This window comes from Carboxydocella sp. JDF658 (assembly GCF_002049395.1).
Taxonomy (GTDB): Bacteria; Bacillota.
Map to the genome: position 1 here is coordinate 46,424 of NZ_BDLR01000001.1, position 17,496 is coordinate 63,919.

General features: G+C 52.6%; 20 protein-coding genes and 1 riboswitch. Of the genes, 19 read left to right on the forward strand and 1 reads right to left on the reverse strand.

Translation table 11 applies throughout. The annotated features are described in order from the left end of the window. Positions 1-11: 11 nt before the first annotated feature. The 4 genes from pstC to phoU are packed head-to-tail and all read left to right on the forward strand — an operon-like array spanning position 12 to position 3,184. A complete protein-coding gene (gene pstC / locus JDF658_RS00240) occupies positions 12-872 on the forward strand; it encodes a phosphate ABC transporter permease subunit PstC (RefSeq protein ID WP_078665594.1) in 861 nt (286 codons plus the stop codon). Next, positions 873-1,712 (forward strand): phosphate ABC transporter permease PstA, encoded by an 840-nt coding sequence (pstA, locus tag JDF658_RS00245; RefSeq protein WP_078665593.1) that lies wholly within the window; start codon positions 873-875, stop codon positions 1,710-1,712. It abuts the gene before it with no gap. A gap of 17 nt (positions 1,713-1,729) precedes the next feature. After that, positions 1,730-2,488 (forward strand): phosphate ABC transporter ATP-binding protein PstB, encoded by a 759-nt coding sequence (gene pstB / locus JDF658_RS00250; protein ID WP_278308370.1) that lies wholly within the window; start codon positions 1,730-1,732, stop codon positions 2,486-2,488. Positions 2,489-2,518: 30 nt separating this feature from the next. After that, complete coding sequence (gene phoU, locus JDF658_RS00255) at positions 2,519-3,184, forward strand: phosphate signaling complex protein PhoU (RefSeq protein ID WP_078665591.1); 666 nt, start codon at positions 2,519-2,521, stop codon at positions 3,182-3,184. 30 nt (positions 3,185-3,214) lie between these two features. Here the strand turns inward: phoU and JDF658_RS00260 are convergent, their stop codons facing one another. Next, complete coding sequence (locus JDF658_RS00260; protein ID WP_079906111.1) at positions 3,215-3,442, reverse strand: hypothetical protein; 228 nt, start codon at positions 3,440-3,442, stop codon at positions 3,215-3,217. Between the two features lie 147 nt (positions 3,443-3,589). Beyond that, positions 3,590-3,723: riboswitch (molybdenum cofactor riboswitch) on the forward strand. 62 nt (positions 3,724-3,785) lie between these two features. Between JDF658_RS00260 and modA the strand changes: the two genes are divergently transcribed. The 15 genes from modA to mrdA all read left to right on the forward strand — a co-directional run bounded on the left by modA (position 3,786) and on the right by mrdA (position 17,462). Then, positions 3,786-4,580, forward strand: a complete 795-nt coding sequence (gene modA / locus JDF658_RS00265; protein WP_079906112.1) for a molybdate ABC transporter substrate-binding protein — start codon at positions 3,786-3,788, stop codon at positions 4,578-4,580. Continuing rightward, positions 4,577-5,365 (forward strand): ABC transporter permease, encoded by a 789-nt coding sequence (locus tag JDF658_RS00270; RefSeq protein WP_159071921.1) that lies wholly within the window; start codon positions 4,577-4,579, stop codon positions 5,363-5,365. The genes modA and JDF658_RS00270 overlap by 4 nt, the downstream gene beginning before the upstream one ends. After that, positions 5,358-6,431 carry an ABC transporter ATP-binding protein gene (locus JDF658_RS00275; protein ID WP_079906113.1) on the forward strand — a complete coding sequence of 358 codons (1,074 nt, stop codon included), beginning with the start codon at positions 5,358-5,360 and terminating at the stop codon, positions 6,429-6,431. The genes JDF658_RS00270 and JDF658_RS00275 overlap by 8 nt, the downstream gene beginning before the upstream one ends. A 59-nt stretch (positions 6,432-6,490) precedes the next feature. Continuing rightward, a complete protein-coding gene (locus JDF658_RS00280) occupies positions 6,491-7,816 on the forward strand; it encodes a folylpolyglutamate synthase/dihydrofolate synthase family protein (protein ID WP_079906114.1) in 1,326 nt (441 codons plus the stop codon). Further along, the gene (locus JDF658_RS00285; RefSeq protein WP_078666380.1) at positions 7,803-8,444 is read left to right on the forward strand and encodes a redox-sensing transcriptional repressor Rex; all 642 of its coding nucleotides are present in this window, start codon (positions 7,803-7,805) and stop codon (positions 8,442-8,444) included. The genes JDF658_RS00280 and JDF658_RS00285 overlap by 14 nt, the downstream gene beginning before the upstream one ends. Positions 8,445-8,544: 100 nt before the next feature. After that, positions 8,545-9,336: a bifunctional 2-polyprenyl-6-hydroxyphenol methylase/3-demethylubiquinol 3-O-methyltransferase UbiG gene (locus tag JDF658_RS00290; protein ID WP_079906115.1), complete on the forward strand. Its 792-nt coding sequence runs from the start codon at positions 8,545-8,547 to the stop codon at positions 9,334-9,336. Further along, the gene (locus tag JDF658_RS00295) at positions 9,333-9,851 is read left to right on the forward strand and encodes a CGGC domain-containing protein (RefSeq protein ID WP_078666378.1); all 519 of its coding nucleotides are present in this window, start codon (positions 9,333-9,335) and stop codon (positions 9,849-9,851) included. Before JDF658_RS00290 ends, JDF658_RS00295 begins: the two co-directional genes overlap by 4 nt. A gap of 100 nt (positions 9,852-9,951) precedes the next feature. Next, positions 9,952-11,361 (forward strand): aspartate ammonia-lyase, encoded by a 1,410-nt coding sequence (gene aspA, locus JDF658_RS00300; protein ID WP_079906116.1) that lies wholly within the window; start codon positions 9,952-9,954, stop codon positions 11,359-11,361. Positions 11,362-11,441: 80 nt separating this feature from the next. After that, the gene (locus JDF658_RS00305; protein WP_078666376.1) at positions 11,442-11,699 is read left to right on the forward strand and encodes a DUF4321 domain-containing protein; all 258 of its coding nucleotides are present in this window, start codon (positions 11,442-11,444) and stop codon (positions 11,697-11,699) included. A gap of 10 nt (positions 11,700-11,709) precedes the next feature. After that, entirely contained in the window at positions 11,710-12,297 is a 588-nt protein-coding gene (locus tag JDF658_RS00310) for a nucleoside triphosphate pyrophosphatase (protein ID WP_079906117.1), read from the forward strand. Positions 12,298-12,345: 48 nt separating this feature from the next. Beyond that, positions 12,346-13,035 (forward strand): DNA repair protein RadC, encoded by a 690-nt coding sequence (radC, locus tag JDF658_RS00315; RefSeq protein ID WP_078666374.1) that lies wholly within the window; start codon positions 12,346-12,348, stop codon positions 13,033-13,035. A 15-nt stretch (positions 13,036-13,050) separates the two neighbouring features. Beyond that, a complete protein-coding gene (locus tag JDF658_RS00320; protein ID WP_078666373.1) occupies positions 13,051-14,070 on the forward strand; it encodes a rod shape-determining protein in 1,020 nt (339 codons plus the stop codon). A 24-nt stretch (positions 14,071-14,094) separates the two neighbouring features. Next, positions 14,095-14,922, forward strand: a complete 828-nt coding sequence (gene mreC, locus JDF658_RS00325; protein ID WP_159071920.1) for a rod shape-determining protein MreC — start codon at positions 14,095-14,097, stop codon at positions 14,920-14,922. Next, on the forward strand, positions 14,922-15,431 hold the full coding sequence (mreD, locus tag JDF658_RS00330) for a rod shape-determining protein MreD (protein WP_079906119.1): 510 nt from the start codon (positions 14,922-14,924) through the stop codon (positions 15,429-15,431). The genes mreC and mreD overlap by 1 nt, the downstream gene beginning before the upstream one ends. A gap of 18 nt (positions 15,432-15,449) precedes the next feature. Further along, a complete protein-coding gene (gene mrdA, locus JDF658_RS00335; protein WP_079906120.1) occupies positions 15,450-17,462 on the forward strand; it encodes a penicillin-binding protein 2 in 2,013 nt (670 codons plus the stop codon). Positions 17,463-17,496 lie beyond the last annotated feature (34 nt).

The following is a 17,496-nucleotide window of genomic DNA, read 5'->3' on the forward strand; positions in this document are numbered from 1 at the left end:
GGAGGTAAAACATGGAAAGAGCGGTTGAATTTTTATTGAAAGCCGTAGCTCTCCTTTCGATTCTGGTGATCGGACTAATTTTTCTTTTCCTTTTCAAAGAATCCTTGCCGGTTTTAACCAAAGTTCCCCTTAGTGACTTTTTTACCAGCAAGATCTGGGCTCCTACTGATACTCCACCTAAATTCAGCCTGCTGCCCCTGCTGGCAGGTTCTTTCCTGGTTACTCTGGGGGCGCTGGTTATTGCTGTCCCGCTGGGATTGGCAACAGCCATTTATCTGGGCCAAATCGCCCATCCTACTATCCGGGGAATACTGAAGCCTGCCATCGAGGTACTGGCAGGGATTCCTTCTGTAGTTTATGGCTTTTTTGCTCTGATGGTACTAGCTCCGAAAATCAAGAGCCTGTTTCATCTGGATACCGGTCTTACTGCCTTGACTGGTTCGATCATCCTGGCCATTATGGCTTTACCCACCATTGTCTCTGTTTCTGAAGACGCAATCAATGCTGTACCGCGGCGATATGCGGAAGCATCTCTCAGCCTGGGGGCTACCCGCTGGCAGACCATCAAACATGTGATCGTTCCGGCGGCATTTTCCGGTATTACCGCTGCTGTCATGCTGGGTATGGGAAGAGCGATCGGGGAGACCATGGCGGTGATGATGGCTACTGGTAATGCGGCGGTGATTCCGAAAGGTTTTCTGGTGCCGGTGCGGACTATGACTGCTACCATAGCCGCCGAGATGGGGGAAGTGCCTCGAGGCAGTGAACATTACCATGCTCTTTTTTTGATCGGTCTGGTGCTGATGATCATTACCCTGGTGATTAACTTAATTGCCGACTATGTGGCCCGCAAAGTCAAGGAGGTGGAGTAGATGAGTCCAAAACTGCAAGAAAAAATTGCCTTTTCGGTTTTGCGGCTGGTCACCATCCTGATTATTGCGGTCCTGGCCTGGCTTTTATATGATATTCTCAGCAAAGGATTGCCCGCTATCAGCTGGGATTTTCTTACTGATAAACCCCGGCGGGGTATGACCAAAGGCGGAATTTTTCCTGCCATAGTAGGTACACTTCATCTCGTGTTCTGGACGATAGTTTTTGCTCTCCCTACCGGTGTAATGACCGCTATCTATCTCTCAGAATACGCCAGGGATAACTGGCTTACCCGCCTGATTCGCCTGGCCATCATGAATCTGGCCGGTATACCTTCAGTGGTGTTCGGGCTATTTGGACTGGGGCTGTTTGTTATCTATTTTGGGTTTGGGGCATCCATTCTGGCAGGTTCTTTGACACTGGCACTGATGACTTTGCCGGTAATTATCACTACTGCTGAAGAGGCCCTGCGCACTGTGCCCCAGTCCTACCGGCAGGCCAGTCTGGCTCTGGGGGCGACCAAACTGCAGACCATTATCAGAATCGTCTTGCCCCAGGCTATGCCGGGGATTATCACCGGCTCCATCCTGGGGATTGCGCGGGCAGCCGGGGAAACAGCTCCTATTCTGCTAACAGTAGCAGCTTTCTTCTTGCCCAAACTGCCGACCAGTATTTTTGACCAGGTTATGGCCTTGCCCTACCACCTGTATGTGATAGCAACCCAGGTGCCGGGAGTGGAGGATAAAATTCCCTACGGTACAGCGGTAGTCCTGTTGATGCTGGTGCTGGGGCTGAATCTGACCGCCACCTTGTTACGCAGTTATTTTGCCAGACAGCGCTAAGAATGGGGGTAACAGCCGTGCAGGAAAATAAGTTTACTGTTCGCCAGCTTAATCTGTATTATGGCAGTTATCATGCCTTGCATGATATCAACATAGACATCGGAAAAAACCGGGTGACAGCCTTAATAGGACCATCTGGCTGTGGCAAATCAACTTTTTTGCGCACTTTGAACAGAATGAATGATATAATAGAGAATGTACGGATTGAGGGGGAAATCCTGTTAGATGGGCAAAATATTTATGCTCCGGAAACCGATGTGGTTCAATTGCGGAAAAGAGTGGGTATGGTCTTTCAACAGCCCAACCCTTTTCCCAAGTCCATCTATGATAATGTGGCCTATGCCCCCCGTATCCATGGCCTGAAGGATAAACGCAAGCTGGATGAGATTGTGGAAAAGAGTCTGAAAGGTGCAGCTCTCTGGGAAGAAGTTAAGGACCGTTTGCACAAACCGGCCCTGGGCCTTTCTGGCGGGCAGCAGCAGCGCCTTTGCATCGCTCGGGCCCTGGCCATTGAACCGGAAGTGCTGTTGATGGATGAACCCACTTCGGCCCTGGACCCTATTTCCACCATGCGCATCGAGGAGTTGATTCAGGAGCTGAAAGAGCGATATACTATTATTATTGTTACCCATAATATGCAACAGGCTGCTCGGATTTCAGATACTACCGCCTTTTTCCTCAGCGGGGATTTGATTGAGTTCGGGCCTACTGATGAGATTTTCACCAAACCGAAGGATAAAAGGACTGAGGATTACATCACCGGTCGCTTCGGTTAAGGTCAAGCATTCTGGAAGGGGTGTAGTAAAATGAGCGGTTCCGTTCGTCACAATTTTGATCAGGCCCTGGAAGAACTGCAAAAAGATATTTTGAGAATGGGTTCTATGGTGGAGACGGCAATCGTCAAAGCGGTGGAAAGTCTGGCTCGCCAGGATGTGAAAATGGCTCAGGAAGTCATCGATGGAGATGAAGCTATTGACCAGCTGGAAAAGGAAATCGATGACCGCTGCATGAAATTGATTGCTACCCAGCAGCCCATCGCCGGAGACCTGCGTAAAATCGGGGCCGGGCTCAAAATAATCGTAGACTTAGAGCGCATTGCTGACCACGCTACCGATATTGCCAAGGTGACCCTGCGTATGGCCAATCAGCCCTTGATCAAGCCTCTAATCGACATCCCCAAGATGGCCAAACTGGCCCAGGAGGAAGTGCGGGGCGTGCTGGACGCCTATGTACGTGGGGATGTGGAGCTGGCCAAGGAAACCTGCAAAAAGGATGATGAAATCGATCGCCTTTACCGGCTGGTCTTTGATGAGCTGGTGGAGATAATGCAGAAAGATCCTTCTACTATTACGCAGGCTACCCATCTGCTTTTTGTCGCCCGTTATCTGGAGCGGATTGGCGACCATGCCACCAATATCGGCGAAGGGGTCATCTACCTGGAAACCGGGGAAAGAGAGGATTTGAACAGATAATAAAGAAGCGGCAGCACACTGGCTGCCGCTTTAATCTTGCCCTTCTACGGAGGCGATACCATATTTTTCGAAGTGCCGGCGTAGACTGGTGATAGTCCTTTGTGAAACCCCCAATTCGGAAGCCATTTCCTCATCACTGCAACCTCGCTTGATTCCTGCAATAAAACGGTTCCAATCCACACCAGCTTCAGCACACATTTCCTTGATACTGGGCCGGGTATCCCAGGGGGCACCACGAGAGCTATATTTATGGCTCATAATTTTACCTCCTCTCTCGTTTAATATTTGACAATAAGCTGAAATTATTCAGACAAAATAGGATATCCTGCTGCAAGAAATAAATTTCACTTTCACAGCTTAAGCAGGAAAATGTGTTTTTCTGTCGAAAATACACAGGCAAAGAAAATAAATAAATAACTCCGAGCCCGGAAAGCCTAAGGCTGAAAGCTATGGCGCCGGGACGACCGCTTGCCGGTCCGGGGTAGCCGGGGAAACCTGACTGCCTCCCCTGTTTGGAAAGGAGTTTCGTTTGGACACTTTTCTTTTCAACAGGGGGAAAAGTGTCTTTTTATTTAGCGCAAAAGGACAAGGAGGTTAGAGTATGCAATCAAGAAAAACCGTTTTGCTCCTGGTGTTCATGTTACTGGCCGGCATCCTAACTGGCTGTACCACAGCTCAAAAGGCAAAAGAGCCCCTGACCATTTTTGCCGGCTCAGCGGTAAAACCGCCCCTGGAAGAAGTGATCCAGGCCTTTACTGCCCGGACCGGTATCCCGGTGCAGGCCAGTTATGGTGGTTCTGGTACCATGTTATCCCAGATGTTGCTGGCCCAAAAGGGTGACCTTTACATCCCGGGCTCCCATGATTTTATGGATATAGCAGAAACCAAACAGGCAGTCAAACCGGAAAGCAGAAAAATTGTCGCCTACCTGGTTCCAGCCATTGTAGTGCCCAAAGGCAACCCTAAAGGCATCAAGACCCTGGCGGACCTGGCGCGGCCGGGTGTGAAAGTGGGCATTGCCGAACCGAAAACCGTCTGTTTAGGCCTGTATGCTAAGGATATTTTTGCCAAAAACGGGCTGACGGCTGCCATCGAAAAAAACATCGTCGTTACTCCTAAAAGCTGTGAGGATACCGCAACGGTTGCTGCTTTAAACCAGGTAGATGCAGTTATCGGCTGGACGGTATTTGATAACTGGAATCCCGAGAAACTGGAAGTAATTCCCCTGCCAAAAGAACAGCTGGTCAAGATCGGCAATATTCCGGTGGCTATCAGCCGCTTCAGCCAGCAGCCGGAAACAGCACAGAAATTTATTGATTTCCTCACCTCAGAACGGGGAAAGGAAATCTTCCGAAAACATGGTTATGCGGTAGATGAGAAGGAAGTGAAATTTTGAGAGACAGCTTTGAGCGAGTAGCCAGAATTAATCTGCTGTTCTACCTCTTTTTTGTGGCTGCCTTGCTGGGGGCGATTGCCTTCAATATCCGGCCGGCAGCCCTGGTTCAGGCTTTTCTTTCCCCTGAAGTGCTGTTCGCCGTTCGCCTCAGTTTGCTGACAGCTACAACTACCACCATCATCAGCCTGGTTCTGGCTTTGCCTGCAGCTTATTTTCTGGCTCGCCGGCAATTTCCCGGCCGTAGCTTGCTGGAAACCTTTCTGGATCTGCCCCTGGTACTACCTCCCATTGTGGGAGGTGTTGCCCTGCTTCTCTTCTTCCGTAGCCCCCTGGGGCGATGGCTGGAGGGCATGGGCCTTTCCCCGGTTTTTACCGCTGGAGGTGTCATTCTGGCCCAGTTTACGGTGGTAGCAACCTATGCCTTGCGCTTATTGAAAACCACCTTTGAGACTATCGATCCCCGTCTGGAACAGGTGGCCCGTACCCTGGGCTGTAATAGCGGGCAGGTTTTCCGGCGGGTAACCCTGCCCCTGGCCCGGCCGGGCATCCTGGCCACCACTGTGATCACCTGGGCCAGAGCTCTGGGGGAATTCGGGGCTACTGTTACCTTTGCCGGTGCTACCCGGTTTAAGACGGAAGTTTTGCCTACCGCTATCTATCTCAGTCTCTCTTCAGTGGATATAGATCAAACAGTGGCACTGGCCCTGATTCTAATCTTCCTGGCGCTTCTGGCCCTCTGGTTATTGCGACTGGCAGCCGGAATAGGGAGGGAAAACAGTGATTAGACTGGAAAATATCCGGGTAACCCGGGGCAAATTCCGCCTGGAAGTGCCTGGACTTCATGTTCACAGGGGCGAGTATTTTGTTTTGCTGGGTCCCTCGGGACAGGGTAAAACCGTCTTGCTGGAAACCATAGCCGGGTTGCAGTTGCCGGATACAGGGCGCGTTTTATTGCAGGAGCGGGATGTCAGCGGCCTGCCACCGGAGAAGCGACAGATTGCCTATGTACCCCAGGATTATGCCCTTTTTCCCCATTTAACCTGTCGGGAAAATATCGCTTTTGCCGCATCCCGGGAGGAGGCCTATTACTGGGCAGAAAGGCTGGGAATAACCTCTTTGCTGGACCGCTATCCCCTGCGCTTGAGTGGAGGGGAAAGACAGCGGGTAGCCCTGGCCCGTGCCCTGGCGGCGGGTAGCCGGATTTTACTGCTGGATGAACCGCTGGCGGCACTGGATCCCCAGACCCGGGCCGAGTTCTGGCTATTACTGAAAAGGTTGCAACGGGAACAGCACCTGACCGTCATTCATGTTTGTCATGATTTCACCGAGGCTTATGTGCTGGCTGAGCGGATTGGTATTATCAACCAGGGCAAACTGGTTCAGGTCGGCAGCAAGGAGGAAGTCTTTCAGCATCCCGTTACAGAGGAGATTGCCCGCTTCGTTGGTATGAGCAACCTCTTCCCGGCACTGGTTGAAGCCCACAGTGAAACGGAGACCGTTCTTAACTGGCAGGGCTGGCAACTGCGGGTGACAGGAAATTGGCCGGTGACGGCAGGTCAAATGGTGAAATTCGGCATCAGGCCGGAAAATGTGATGCTGGTACGGCCGGAACGCCAGCTATCTGCCAATCTGGGGGAAAATATAGTGGAAGGGACCATTGTGGAGGAGATGGCCCGGGGTACCACCTATTTGCTCTGGGTGGAAATTGGTTGTCCAAATCAGGCCACAGAGAGGATGCTTATTGATTTACCCCGCCATGTTTATAACCGCCTGGAACTGGCTACCCGGCGGCAGCAGCGGCTGAGTTTGAAAAAAAATAACATTCATATATTTCCCCTCTTGCCATTTTAAAAATTTTCAGTTAATGTTAAAGTAAGTGAATGTGAATTTCAAATACAAGGAGCAGAAGCATGAACTATCAGGAGGCTTTGGACTATCTGGCTCAACAGACAAAATTTGGCATCAATTTGGGTTTGGAGCGCATTCAGGAACTTTTACGCCGTTTGGGTAATCCCCAGGATGGCCTGAAGGTAATCCATATCGGTGGTACCAATGGGAAGGGTTCAACGGCAGCCATGATAGCCTCGGTATTGCGGGCCGCAGGTTACAGAACCGGCTTATTTACCAGTCCCCACCTGCATAGCTATACGGAGCGCTATCGTATTAATGGCCAGGCTATCGCGGAAGATGAGGTAGCCCGGCTGATTACCGAGGTGCGACCGGTGCTGGAGCAGATGGTGGCAGATGGGATGGAAGCACCCACGGAGTTTGAAGTCAGCACTGCGCTGGCCTTCCTCTGGTTTGCCCGGCAGCAGGTGGACTGGCTGGTACTGGAAGTAGGCCTGGGAGGAGAAATCGACTCCACCAATGTGGTGAGGCCGGAAGTAGTGGTCATCACCAATGTGGGCATGGATCACATGGATTATCTGGGGCCCACCATTGCCGATATAGCCCGGGCCAAGGCGGGCATCATCAAGCCCGGGTGCCCGGTAGTAACAGGGGCCAGCGGTACGGCTCTGGAGATCATCCAGACCAGGGCCCGGGAGTTATCAGCTCCGCTCTGGTCTCTGGGACAGGAAATCCAGGTCAGGGACATTGACCTGAGTGCTACCGGCACAGCCTGTCGGGTACAGACACCCCGGGGAGAATATTTCATCCAGGTACCTTTACTGGGCGCCCATCAGGCTGCTAATGCTGCCCTGGCGGTAGCGGCCCTCTTGCACCTGCGGGAGCGGGGGGCAGAATGGCGGGGGGAACATTTGCGCTCGGGCCTGGCGGAAACCCGCTGGCCGGGCCGCCTGGAAATCATCAGCCAGCAACCGCTGGTGATTCTGGACGGAGCCCACAACCTGGCCGGGGCTCAGGCGCTGGCGGAAGCCTTGCCGCTGGTTACTGCCGGGCGGAGGCTTAATCTGGTTCTGGGGATGCTGGCTGACAAGGAAAGGGAAAAAGTGCTGGCTTTACTGGCACCCTGTATCCAGCATCTCATCATCACCCGGCCCAATAGCTACCGGGCCGGGGACTGGCAGGCACTGGCTGCTGTGGCCAGACAGTATCTGCCGGACAAGCGAGTGGAATTATATGAACAGGTGGAAAAGGCGATAGAGCGAGGGTTGGCCATCACTGATGCACAACAGGCTTTACTAATCACTGGTTCTCTGTATATGATAGCTGATGCTCGCTCCTATTTGTTAAAAAAATTGTCAAAGGGGGGCGCCGGGGTTGAAAGTATTTAAGATACCAGAGGCTACTATTATTCGTTTGTCGGTTTATTCTCGTTTTCTGGAACAGGCGGACAAAAAGGGGATTGTCACCATTTCTTCCGGGGAGATAGCAGAAGGGGTAGGAGTGAGCCCGGCCCAGGTCCGGAAAGACCTGGCCTATTTCGGGGAATTTGGTACCAGGGGTGTAGGCTATAATGTCAAGGATCTCCTGCATCATACCCTGAAAATCCTGGGTTTGTCCCGGGAATGGCCAGTAGTGGTAGTAGGGGCAGGTAATCTGGGGACGGCTCTGGTCAGTTACAGGGGTTTTCGGGAACGGGGCTTTAAAATTGTCGGTATCTTCGATAATGACCCTAACAAAATCGGTAAAACCATTGGCGACATGGTGGTGCAGTCCATGGAGGAATTGCCAGAGACAATCGCTAAGAAAAATGCTGCCATTGGCGTCATTGCTGTTCCGGCCACCATTGCCCAGGATGTGGCTGATTTACTGGTAAAAGCAGGGATTAAGGCGATTATGAATTTCGCCCCGAAAGCGCTGATGGTTCCGGATGCAGTGGAAATTCGCAATATTGATCTGGCCGTTACCCTGGAGATTCTTACCTTCAATCTCTGCATGCGGGAAAATGGCTTGTTATAGAAACCGGCTTCAGCCGGTTTTTTTTCTGTGAGAGCGGTCACATACTAATGACAGCTACAGCGGTATAATGAACTTAGTAACCGGATAGGAGTGAAAGCCCATGCAAGAGCGGCAGGATTTCTACCGTAACCTGAGTGAGGAATATGATCTGATGGTGGACTGGCCTTCCCGGCTGTCCCGGGAATTGCCTTTTCTTACTGGCGTTTTACAAAAACAGGCTGGCAAAAAGGTCATCGATGCTGCCTGTGGCACAGGTAACCATGGTCTGGCCCTGGCGGAACTGGGCTGGGAGGTTACTGGTACTGATGCCAGTCCGGAAATGGTGGCCATTGCCAGTACCAGGGCTGAACGCTGGCCCAACCTGAAGTTTTATCAGCTGCGCCTTGGTGAGCTGGCACGCCAGTTCGGGGAAGAGAAGTTTGACGCTCTTTTATGCCTGGGAAACAGCCTGCCGCATGTGCTGGAGCGCCCCCAGCTGGAACAGACTATCGGGGATTTCGCTCTGGTATTAAAATCCGGAGGAGTAGCGGTGGTCCAGCTGCTCAACTACCAGCGGATATTCAGTGAGGCTGAGCGCTTCCTGGCTCCAGTCAGCCGTAAAACCCAGGAGGGAGAGAGGCTTTATTTGCGCTTCTATGATTTCCTGCCGGAAAACTACCTGGATTTTAATCTGGTGGTCTTAAGGCAACAGGGGGGGAGCTGGCAGCAACAGGTAGAAACTACCCGCTTGCGGGGCTGGTTGGCCCGGGAACTGCTACCGGTTTTTCGTTCTCAGGGTTTTACCCGGATTGAGCTGTATGGAGATTATCAGGGCAAACCATATCAGGAGCTGAAAGCAAAAGACTTGATTATTGTAGCTTACAAGCTAGATGGAGAGGAGATGACAAAATGAACTGGACTAAAGAAGCAGAAGCAGCCCTGGAGAAAGTGCCCTTTTTCGTACGCCCCATGGCCCGAAAGGCGGTCGAGGAATATTGCAAGAAACATGGTATTGGTACTATTACCGAAGCAGAAGTTAAGGCGGCCCGGGAAAAGTTCCTGGCGGGAGTGGATGAAGAGCCCAAACCCGGGGAGCCGAAACCGACTAAAGTTGCGATCGTACGCTGTGATATTGTTTCCGAAACCTGTCCCGGTGTAGGTTGCATGAATGCCTGGAATAAGCGGAAAGTGCATTTTGAGCAATATGGGCCTGAGGCCGAATTGATTGGCGTCTTTACCTGTGGCGGTTGTTCCGGCCGCCGGGTTTATCGTCTGGTCAAGAAACTCAAGGATTATGGCCTGGATGTGGTTCACCTCAGTTCCTGTATGCTGATGGATGGCGATTATCCCAAATGCCCTTTCAAGCAGATTATCAAGGAAGGCATTCTGGGCCAGGGCGTCAGGGTTGTGGAAGGTACCCATCACTGAGTAATAAGGAAATTATTAGACCAGTAAGCAGGAAAAAGCCTAAATTTGTCGAATGCCTGTATATGTATACAAAATACATAGACAGGGCGGAGGCGTGATTATGCAATACAGAATGGAAAAAGATTTTTTAGGAGAAATGGCAATCCCGGCTGAAGCTTACTATGGAGTGCAAACAGCCCGGGCTCTGGAGAACTTCCCTATTACCGGCTATCGGCCTCACCGGGAACTGATCGTGGCTCTGGCTGCGGTAAAAGAGGCAGCCGCCAGAGCCAATGCCGAAATCGGTGCCCTGCCTGGCAGGGTAGCAGATGCCATCTGCCAGGCCTGCAGGGAAATCAGGGCCGGACAGTGGCAGGAATGGTTCGTGGTGGATGTGATTCAGGGTGGAGCCGGTACATCTCTGAATATGAATGCCAATGAAGTTATTGCCAACCGGGCCATTGAAATCCTGGGCGGTAACAAGGGGCAGTATAGTCTGGTTCACCCCAATATCCATGTTAACATGGCCCAGAGCACCAATGATGTGGTGCCTACGGCCTTCCGCATTGCGGCCTACCGGCTGGCCCAGGGGACACTGGAGGCCCTGGAGCAACTGATAGAAGCCATCGCAGCCAAGGCCCGGGAGTTTGACCATGTGCTGAAAATGGGTCGTACCCATTTACAGGATGCGGTGCCCATCCGGCTGGGGCAGGAGTTTGGGGCCTGGGCCCGTATGTTGCGCCGGGACCAAATCCGGATCGAACGGGCCCTGGAGAACCTGCTGGAAGTGAATCTGGGTGCGACTGCTGTGGGCACCGGGCTAAATGCTGATCCGGAGTACATTCGGCGCTCAGTGGAGATCCTGGCTGAAATCACCGGCCTGCCCTTGCGCAATGCCGAAGACCTGGTGGATGCTACCCAGAACACCGATGCTTATGTAGAGCTGTCCGGGGACTTAAAGACTCTGGCCGGCAATCTTTCCAAGATTGCCAATGACCTGCGGCTGATGGCCTCAGGTCCCCGGGCGGGTTTGGGTGAAATCAATCTTCCTCCCCGGCAACCGGGTTCGTCTATCATGCCAGGCAAAGTCAATCCGGTTATGGCCGAAGTAATTAACCAGATTGCTTTTCAGGTCAATGGCAATGATGTCACCATTGCCCGGGCGGCGGAGGCGGGTCAGCTGGAACTGAATGTAATGATGCCAGTGCTGATTTTCAATCTTCTGCAAAGCCTGGATATTCTCCGCAATGGCATGCAGGTGTTCCGGGACAAGTGTATAGCAGGCATTACCGCCAATGAAGAGCGCTGCCGGCAGCTGGTGGAAAACAGTGTGGGCATTATTACTGCTATCAATCCTCACCTGGGCTATGAGGTAGCCAGCCGTCTGGCCCGGGAGGCCATTAACAGCGGACGGCCGGTCAGGGAGCTGATTTTAGAACAGGGATTGCTGACGGAGGCAGAACTGGAAGCAATTCTGAATCCCTATGAGATGACCAGGCCCGGGATTCCGGCCAAACACCTGCTGGGATAAAAAGTGAGAAAGGCAAGGGGCTGTCCCTTGCTCTTTTTTTTACTTAATGATAAACTTTTGTTCAGAGGAGGCGGGATCAAGTGGGATACAAGGGAAATGGCCCGGGCAGCCCCTGGCTGCTGTTTTTATTGATAATCGTCGGGTCCCTGCTGGGCACCGCTTTAGGTGCCATTCTGGGGGAATATCTCTCTTTCCTGAATATCAGTCAATCCATCGGTTTTCCCACCACTACCCTGGATTTATCCTTTGCCAGAATTACCCTGGGCCTGCAATTGCGCATTTCCATCGCTACCCTGTTAGGAGCCCTTCTGGCCTATATGGCTTATCGCAAGCTGTAGGAGGGATACAGTGAAACTGGTTCTGGCATCAGCTTCACCCAGAAGACAGCAGCTGCTAAAGCTATTGGGCCTGGATTTTCAGGTCCTTACTGCCGATATTGATGAAACTCTGGATTCCACTCAGCCTCTGGCCAGTGCCATTCAGGACCTGGCCAGGAGAAAGGCGCAGGCGGTGCAAGAGCAATTGCCCGAGCGGCCTGCTGATCTGTACATACTGGCGGCAGATACAGTGGTAGTTTTAGAGGGACAGGTTCTGGGCAAACCCGCAAGCGCCAGGGAGGCTGAGGTGATGTTACAGTTTTTATCCGGGCGCACTCATCAGGTCATGACGGGAGTGGTGTTGTTGCGGGCTGATGGAGATTGCTGTTATAGCGATTATGCAGTAACAGAAGTGGCTTTTCGACCACTGACGGCTGCCGAAATCAGGGCCTATGTGGCCACTGGCGAGCCGCTGGACAAGGCCGGTGCTTATGGTATCCAGGGTCTGGGCAGCTTACTGGTGGATAGAATCAATGGTTGCTATTACAATGTAGTCGGCTTGCCGCTGGTCAAAACCATGCAGTTATTGCGGCAGGCAGGCTGGCGGATTTTGAGCTGAGCGGGCACCGCCCGGTTTGCCGGGACAAAAACAAAAGAGGTGACCGCCATGAAAAATCTTTCCATGCGTCATTTACCCCCGGAGCAAAGGCCGCGGGAGCGTTTGCTCCAGCAAGGTCCGCGGGTCCTCAGTGATGCGGAACTGCTGGCTATTCTCTTGCGCACCGGAGTTGAAGGGGAGTCGGCCTTGCAGCTGGCCCACCGGCTGCTGGCTGAGGCCGGAGGGATAAAAAATCTGGCCAAAAAAACGGTGGAGGACATTCTGCATTTACCTGGTATTGGCCCGGCCAAAGGGGCGCTGATTTGCGCTGCTTTTGAGCTGGGACGCCGGGTAGCTACTGCTCCCTCCAGCCGTTTACCTGTAATCAGCGGACCTGAGGATGCCGCTGATCTGGTTATGGCTGAGATGGCAGCCCTGGAAAAGGAACATTTTCGGGTGATCCTGCTGGATGTGAGAAACCGGGTGCTGGGGATTGATGAATTGTCCATTGGTGGCATGACCAGGGCCCTGGCAGACCCGCGAGCCTTGTTCAAACAGGCTTTGCGCAAAAATGCCGTGGCCTTAATCCTGGTCCATAATCACCCCAGTGGTGACCCACGGCCCAGTACAGAGGACATCCATTTAACCAGGCAATTGATGCAGGCGGGACGGCTTCTGGACATAGTCATATTAGATCATATCATCATCGGGGATAATAAATACTGTAGCCTGAAAGAAGAAGGGTTGCTAGGCAGTTAGAAAGGAGACGGAAAAATGGTATTCGGCTTATTTTCCAGAGATATGGGTATAGATTTGGGGACTGCCAACTCACTGGTGCATGTGCGCGGCAAAGGGATCGTGCTGCGGGAACCTTCGGTGGTAGCCATCCAGAAGGAGACAGGCAAAGTTCTGGCTGTGGGCTTAGAGGCCAAGCAGATGATTGGCCGGACGCCGGGGAATATTGTTGCTATTCGCCCCATGAAAGACGGAGTCATTGCCGATTATGACATTACCCGGGAGATGCTGCGCCATTTTATGAACAAGGCGCTGAAGCGCAAAGCCAGCCTGGTGCGCCCCCGGGTTGTGGTCAGTATCCCTTCCGGGGTGACACCGGTGGAGAGAAGGGCGGTCAAAGAAGCGGCTCTGCAGGCCGGGGCCAGGGAGGCCTACCTGATTGAAGAACCCATGGCAGCGGCCATTGGGGCCGGTTTGCCGGTGGAAGAACCTACCGGCAATATGGTGGTGGATATCGGGGGTGGGACAACTGATGTGGCGGTGATCTCCTTAGGAGGGATTGTCACCAGCCGCTCCATCCGCATTGGCGGTGATGAGATGGATGAGGCTATCATGGCTCACATCAAACGCACCTATAATCTGGCTATTGGTGAACGCACAGCGGAAGAAATCAAGATCAATATCGGCAATTGCTATCCCACAGGCAAGACGGAGACCTATGAAGTGCGAGGCCGGGACCTGGTTACCGGTTTGCCCAAAAATGTCCTGGTTACTTCTGAAGAAATAGCCCGGGCCCTGGCGGAGCCGGTAACAGCTATCCTGGAAGCTATTAAATTTACCCTGGAAAAAACTCCCCCCGAACTGGCAGCGGATATCATGGACCGGGGTATTATGATGGCAGGTGGCGGGGCGCTGCTCAAAGGGCTGGATCGGCTGGTCAGCGAACAGACCGGCATGCCGGTGCATATTGCCGAAGAGCCCCTGGCTGCTATTGCCATGGGTACAGGTAAGTGCCTGGAAAATCTGGATACCTGGCGCCGGGTGCTGGATCGTGGCTAAAGCTGGGCAAGGCAGGTGAATAGTTTGAGGCAGAATAGACGCAGGGGATGGGGATTCCTGGCCCTGTTGCTTGTGCTGGCATTGTTGTTCCTGAATAAATGGACGGCAACCGATCGAACCCAGTTGACGGCATTAGAACGCTGGTGGCGCGATGCGGTGGCTCCTTTGCAAGCAGGCATTGCCTCCCTGACCAGGGGGGCTGTCTCTGTTGGTGAGCGGTTTACCGATTGGGAACTGCTGGTAGAGGAAAATCGCCGTTTGAAACAGGAAAATGCGGAATTGAAGAAAAAGGTACTGGAACTGAGAGAAATGGAGTATCAAAATGTTCGTTTGCGGGAAGCTCTGGGTTTTGCCCGGCAGCAGGGAAAAAGCCTGGACCTGCTGGCTGCCAATATCATTGCCCGCGAACCCAATCGCTGGTTCAGCTGGGCCATGCTCAACCGTGGCAGTGCAGATGGTATCAAGCCGGGCATGGCCGTAGTCAGCACCTATGGCCTGGTAGGCAGAATCACTGAGGTTACCGAACATACCGCTACCGTTACGCTGCTGCTGGACCGGCGCAGCGCTATCGGAGCCCTGATTCAGGGCAACCGGGTGCCTGGTGTGGTAGAAGGTGCAGGGGAACGCTCTGACTGGCTGCGCATGATTTACCTGCCCAAAGATGCCCCTGTTTTCCCCCGTCAGGAAGTTATTACTTCCGGCCTGGGCAGTGATTTGCCCCCCGGGCTGCCTATTGGTACCATTACCGAGGTAAAACCTGCCGGGGATGGGCTTTTCAAGTATGCTCTGATCAAGCCCCATGCTGATTTTTTGCGTCTGGAAGAGGTCTTTGTGGTAAGGGGGCGGCGCTGATGGCGTTGGCAGGCTGGTTAGTGCTGCTCTTGTCCTTGCTGGCCGGATTGCTAGCGGAAAAATCCCTCTGGCCTTTTTTGGGTTTTTATGGAAGTGGCCCTGATTTTGTCCTAATTTTGACGGTTTTTGTTGCCTTATACCATGGCCGCCGGCGGGGGGCCTGGTTTGGCCTGCTGGCCGGGTTATTACAGGATATGCTGTTTGGCTATTTTATCGGTCTGTCGGCTCTGGCCAAGTGGCTGACTGCCTATTTTGTTGGTGAGCTGGATCAAATAATTTACAAAGAGATTTCCTTTATTCCGGCTGCTTTTGTTTTTTTTGGTGCCCTTTTCAATGACCTGATTCTGTTAATCGGAGTTTCCCCTTTTTATCCAGCGGATGCCTGGGGAACAGGTACACTCATTGATAGTTTATTAAGGGCCAGCTATACGGCCTTTTTTGCCTGGCTTTTTTATCGGCCCTTTGCCCGTTCAGCCCGTACGGGATGGTTAAAGCCCAGGGAGTATTGATGATGGAGGAACGGTGCCATGACTATGAAAGGGATTGAGAAACGGATGGGGGTCATGCAGGCCATAGCCGGGATCATTTTTGTGGTTTTGCTTTCCCGGCTGGCCTACATGCAATTGGTCGAGCAGGAAAAATACACCTTGATGGCCCAGTCCAACCGTATCCAGCTGGCCACTGTCACGGCGGCCAGAGGGGAAATCATGGACCGTAATGGCAAAGTTCTGGCCAGAAGCCGGCCTTCTTTTAATATTTCTGTTGCCCTGGTGGATTTGAAAAAAGAGGACCAGGAAGAGGTTTTTCGCCGGCTGGCTTCATTGCTGGGCAGGAAAGCAGAAGATATAGAAAATCTGGTCAAGCAACAACCGAAAAAATATGTTCCGGTTCCGATTGCAGAAGATGTGCCCCTGGAGGTAGTCACCAAAATTGAAGAAAGGCGCATGGAGCTGCCGGGAGTAATTGTGGAGGTCAAACCCCAGCGGGAATATGTTTACGGGGATTTCCTTTCCCATGTTCTGGGCTATGTACGCCAGCCCAGTCAGGAATTTTTGCAAAAAATGATTGAACAGTATCCGGAAGAAGACTACAAATTAAATGATAAACTGGGTATTACCGGTATTGAACGCTGGTTTGAAACGGAATTACATGGCAAAGATGGCGCCCGCCAGGTGGAAGTGGATGCCCGTATGCGGCCCGTCCGCGATCTGGGCGTAGTGGAGCCGGTGCCAGGGAATAACCTTATCCTCACCATTGACAGCCAGTTGCAGAAGGTAGCGGAAGAATCCCTGATCCGCACCATGGCCCAGGTGCAGCGGGAATTCCCTGATGCCAAAGGCGGGGCGGTAGTGGTGCTGAATGTTCGCACCGGGGAAGTGCTGGCTATGGCCAGCAAACCTTCCTTTGACCCCAATCGCTTTAACCGGCCGATTTCCAAAGAGGAATGGGAAACAACCTTTTCCGACAAACTGCCTTTTCCGCCTTTGCTTAACCGGGCCATTTCCCCTTTTGCTCCTGGTTCTACCTTTAAAATGGTGACTGCAGCTGCAGCCCTGGAAACCGGCAGCATTGGTCCCGGCTTTTCTGTTTATGACCCCGGCTATTACCAGCTGGGCAATCGCAAATTCAAATGCTGGCAAATTTCCGGCCATGGCCGGGTGGATTTGAAAAAGGCCATCCAGGTTTCCTGCAATACCTTCTTTTTTACGGCGGGGCTGGCGGCGGGCAATGACCAGATCGCCCGCTATGCCAAAGAATTCGGACTGGGAGAAAAAACAGGCATTACTCTGCCGGGGGAATCCAGCGGGACTGTACCTACTGAGGAATGGAAAAAGGCTCTGAATACTCGCTTGCTGAAATGGCGTTATGATGCTCTCTATGCCGAACTGGAGGAAAAGTACAAAAACAAACTGGCTCAGGCTAAAACCGAGGAAGAAAAGGACAAAATCCTGAAACAGAAGGAAAAGGATAAAAAGCGGCTGGATCGCTCTTACCAGGCAGAGTTGGAGTACAATACCGCCTGGCATGCCTATGATACTCTGAATATGGCTATCGGGCAGGGGTCGAACCAGTATACTCCCCTGCAGCTGGCCAATTATGTAGCAGCCATTGCCAATGGCGGTTATCTCTATCGTCCGCAGCTGGTCAAAAAAATAGTTGACCATTCCGGCCGCACTCTCAAGGAATTTAAACCGGAACTGATTCGCAAAGTCAATGTCTCGGATAAAACCCTTTCCCTGTTGCGCCAGGGCATGCTGGCTGTAACCCAGCCTGGCGGTACGGCAGCTGGCCGCTTCGCCGGTTTCCCGGTGAAGGTAGCTGGTAAGACCGGAACCGCCCAGGTTTTCGGCAAGGACAACCATGGCCTCTTTGTTGGCTTTGCCCCTTACGACAAGCCGGAAATCGCTGTTGCCGCTATAATTGAACATGGCGGCCATGGCGGTACTTCTGCCGGGGTGGTGGCCCGGGATGTACTGGCAGCCTATTTCAAGGTCCCGCAGGAAATGTTGAAAAAAGGCGGAACCAGTGCGGAAGAGTAAGAAATTTTTTTGGCTTCCACTGGCAGGAATTATT

Excerpts from the sequence above, each read along its gene's own strand:
- pstC (WP_078665594.1), top strand. The coding sequence starts at position 12 with ATGGAAAGAGCGGTTGAATTTTTATTGAAAGCCGTAGCTCTCCTTTCG.
- pstA (WP_078665593.1), top strand. The coding sequence starts at position 873 with ATGAGTCCAAAACTGCAAGAAAAAATTGCCTTTTCGGTTTTGCGGCTG.
- phoU (WP_078665591.1), top strand. The coding sequence starts at position 2,519 with ATGAGCGGTTCCGTTCGTCACAATTTTGATCAGGCCCTGGAAGAACTG.
- JDF658_RS00260 (WP_079906111.1), bottom strand. The coding sequence starts at position 3,442 with ATGAGCCATAAATATAGCTCTCGTGGTGCCCCCTGGGATACCCGGCCC.
- modA (WP_079906112.1), top strand. The coding sequence starts at position 3,786 with ATGCAATCAAGAAAAACCGTTTTGCTCCTGGTGTTCATGTTACTGGCC.
- JDF658_RS00280 (WP_079906114.1), top strand. The coding sequence starts at position 6,491 with ATGAACTATCAGGAGGCTTTGGACTATCTGGCTCAACAGACAAAATTT.
- JDF658_RS00290 (WP_079906115.1), top strand. The coding sequence starts at position 8,545 with ATGCAAGAGCGGCAGGATTTCTACCGTAACCTGAGTGAGGAATATGAT.
- JDF658_RS00295 (WP_078666378.1), top strand. The coding sequence starts at position 9,333 with ATGAACTGGACTAAAGAAGCAGAAGCAGCCCTGGAGAAAGTGCCCTTT.
- aspA (WP_079906116.1), top strand. The coding sequence starts at position 9,952 with ATGCAATACAGAATGGAAAAAGATTTTTTAGGAGAAATGGCAATCCCG.
- radC (WP_078666374.1), top strand. The coding sequence starts at position 12,346 with ATGAAAAATCTTTCCATGCGTCATTTACCCCCGGAGCAAAGGCCGCGG.
- JDF658_RS00320 (WP_078666373.1), top strand. The coding sequence starts at position 13,051 with ATGGTATTCGGCTTATTTTCCAGAGATATGGGTATAGATTTGGGGACT.
- mreD (WP_079906119.1), top strand. The coding sequence starts at position 14,922 with ATGGCGTTGGCAGGCTGGTTAGTGCTGCTCTTGTCCTTGCTGGCCGGA.
- mrdA (WP_079906120.1), top strand. The coding sequence starts at position 15,450 with ATGACTATGAAAGGGATTGAGAAACGGATGGGGGTCATGCAGGCCATA.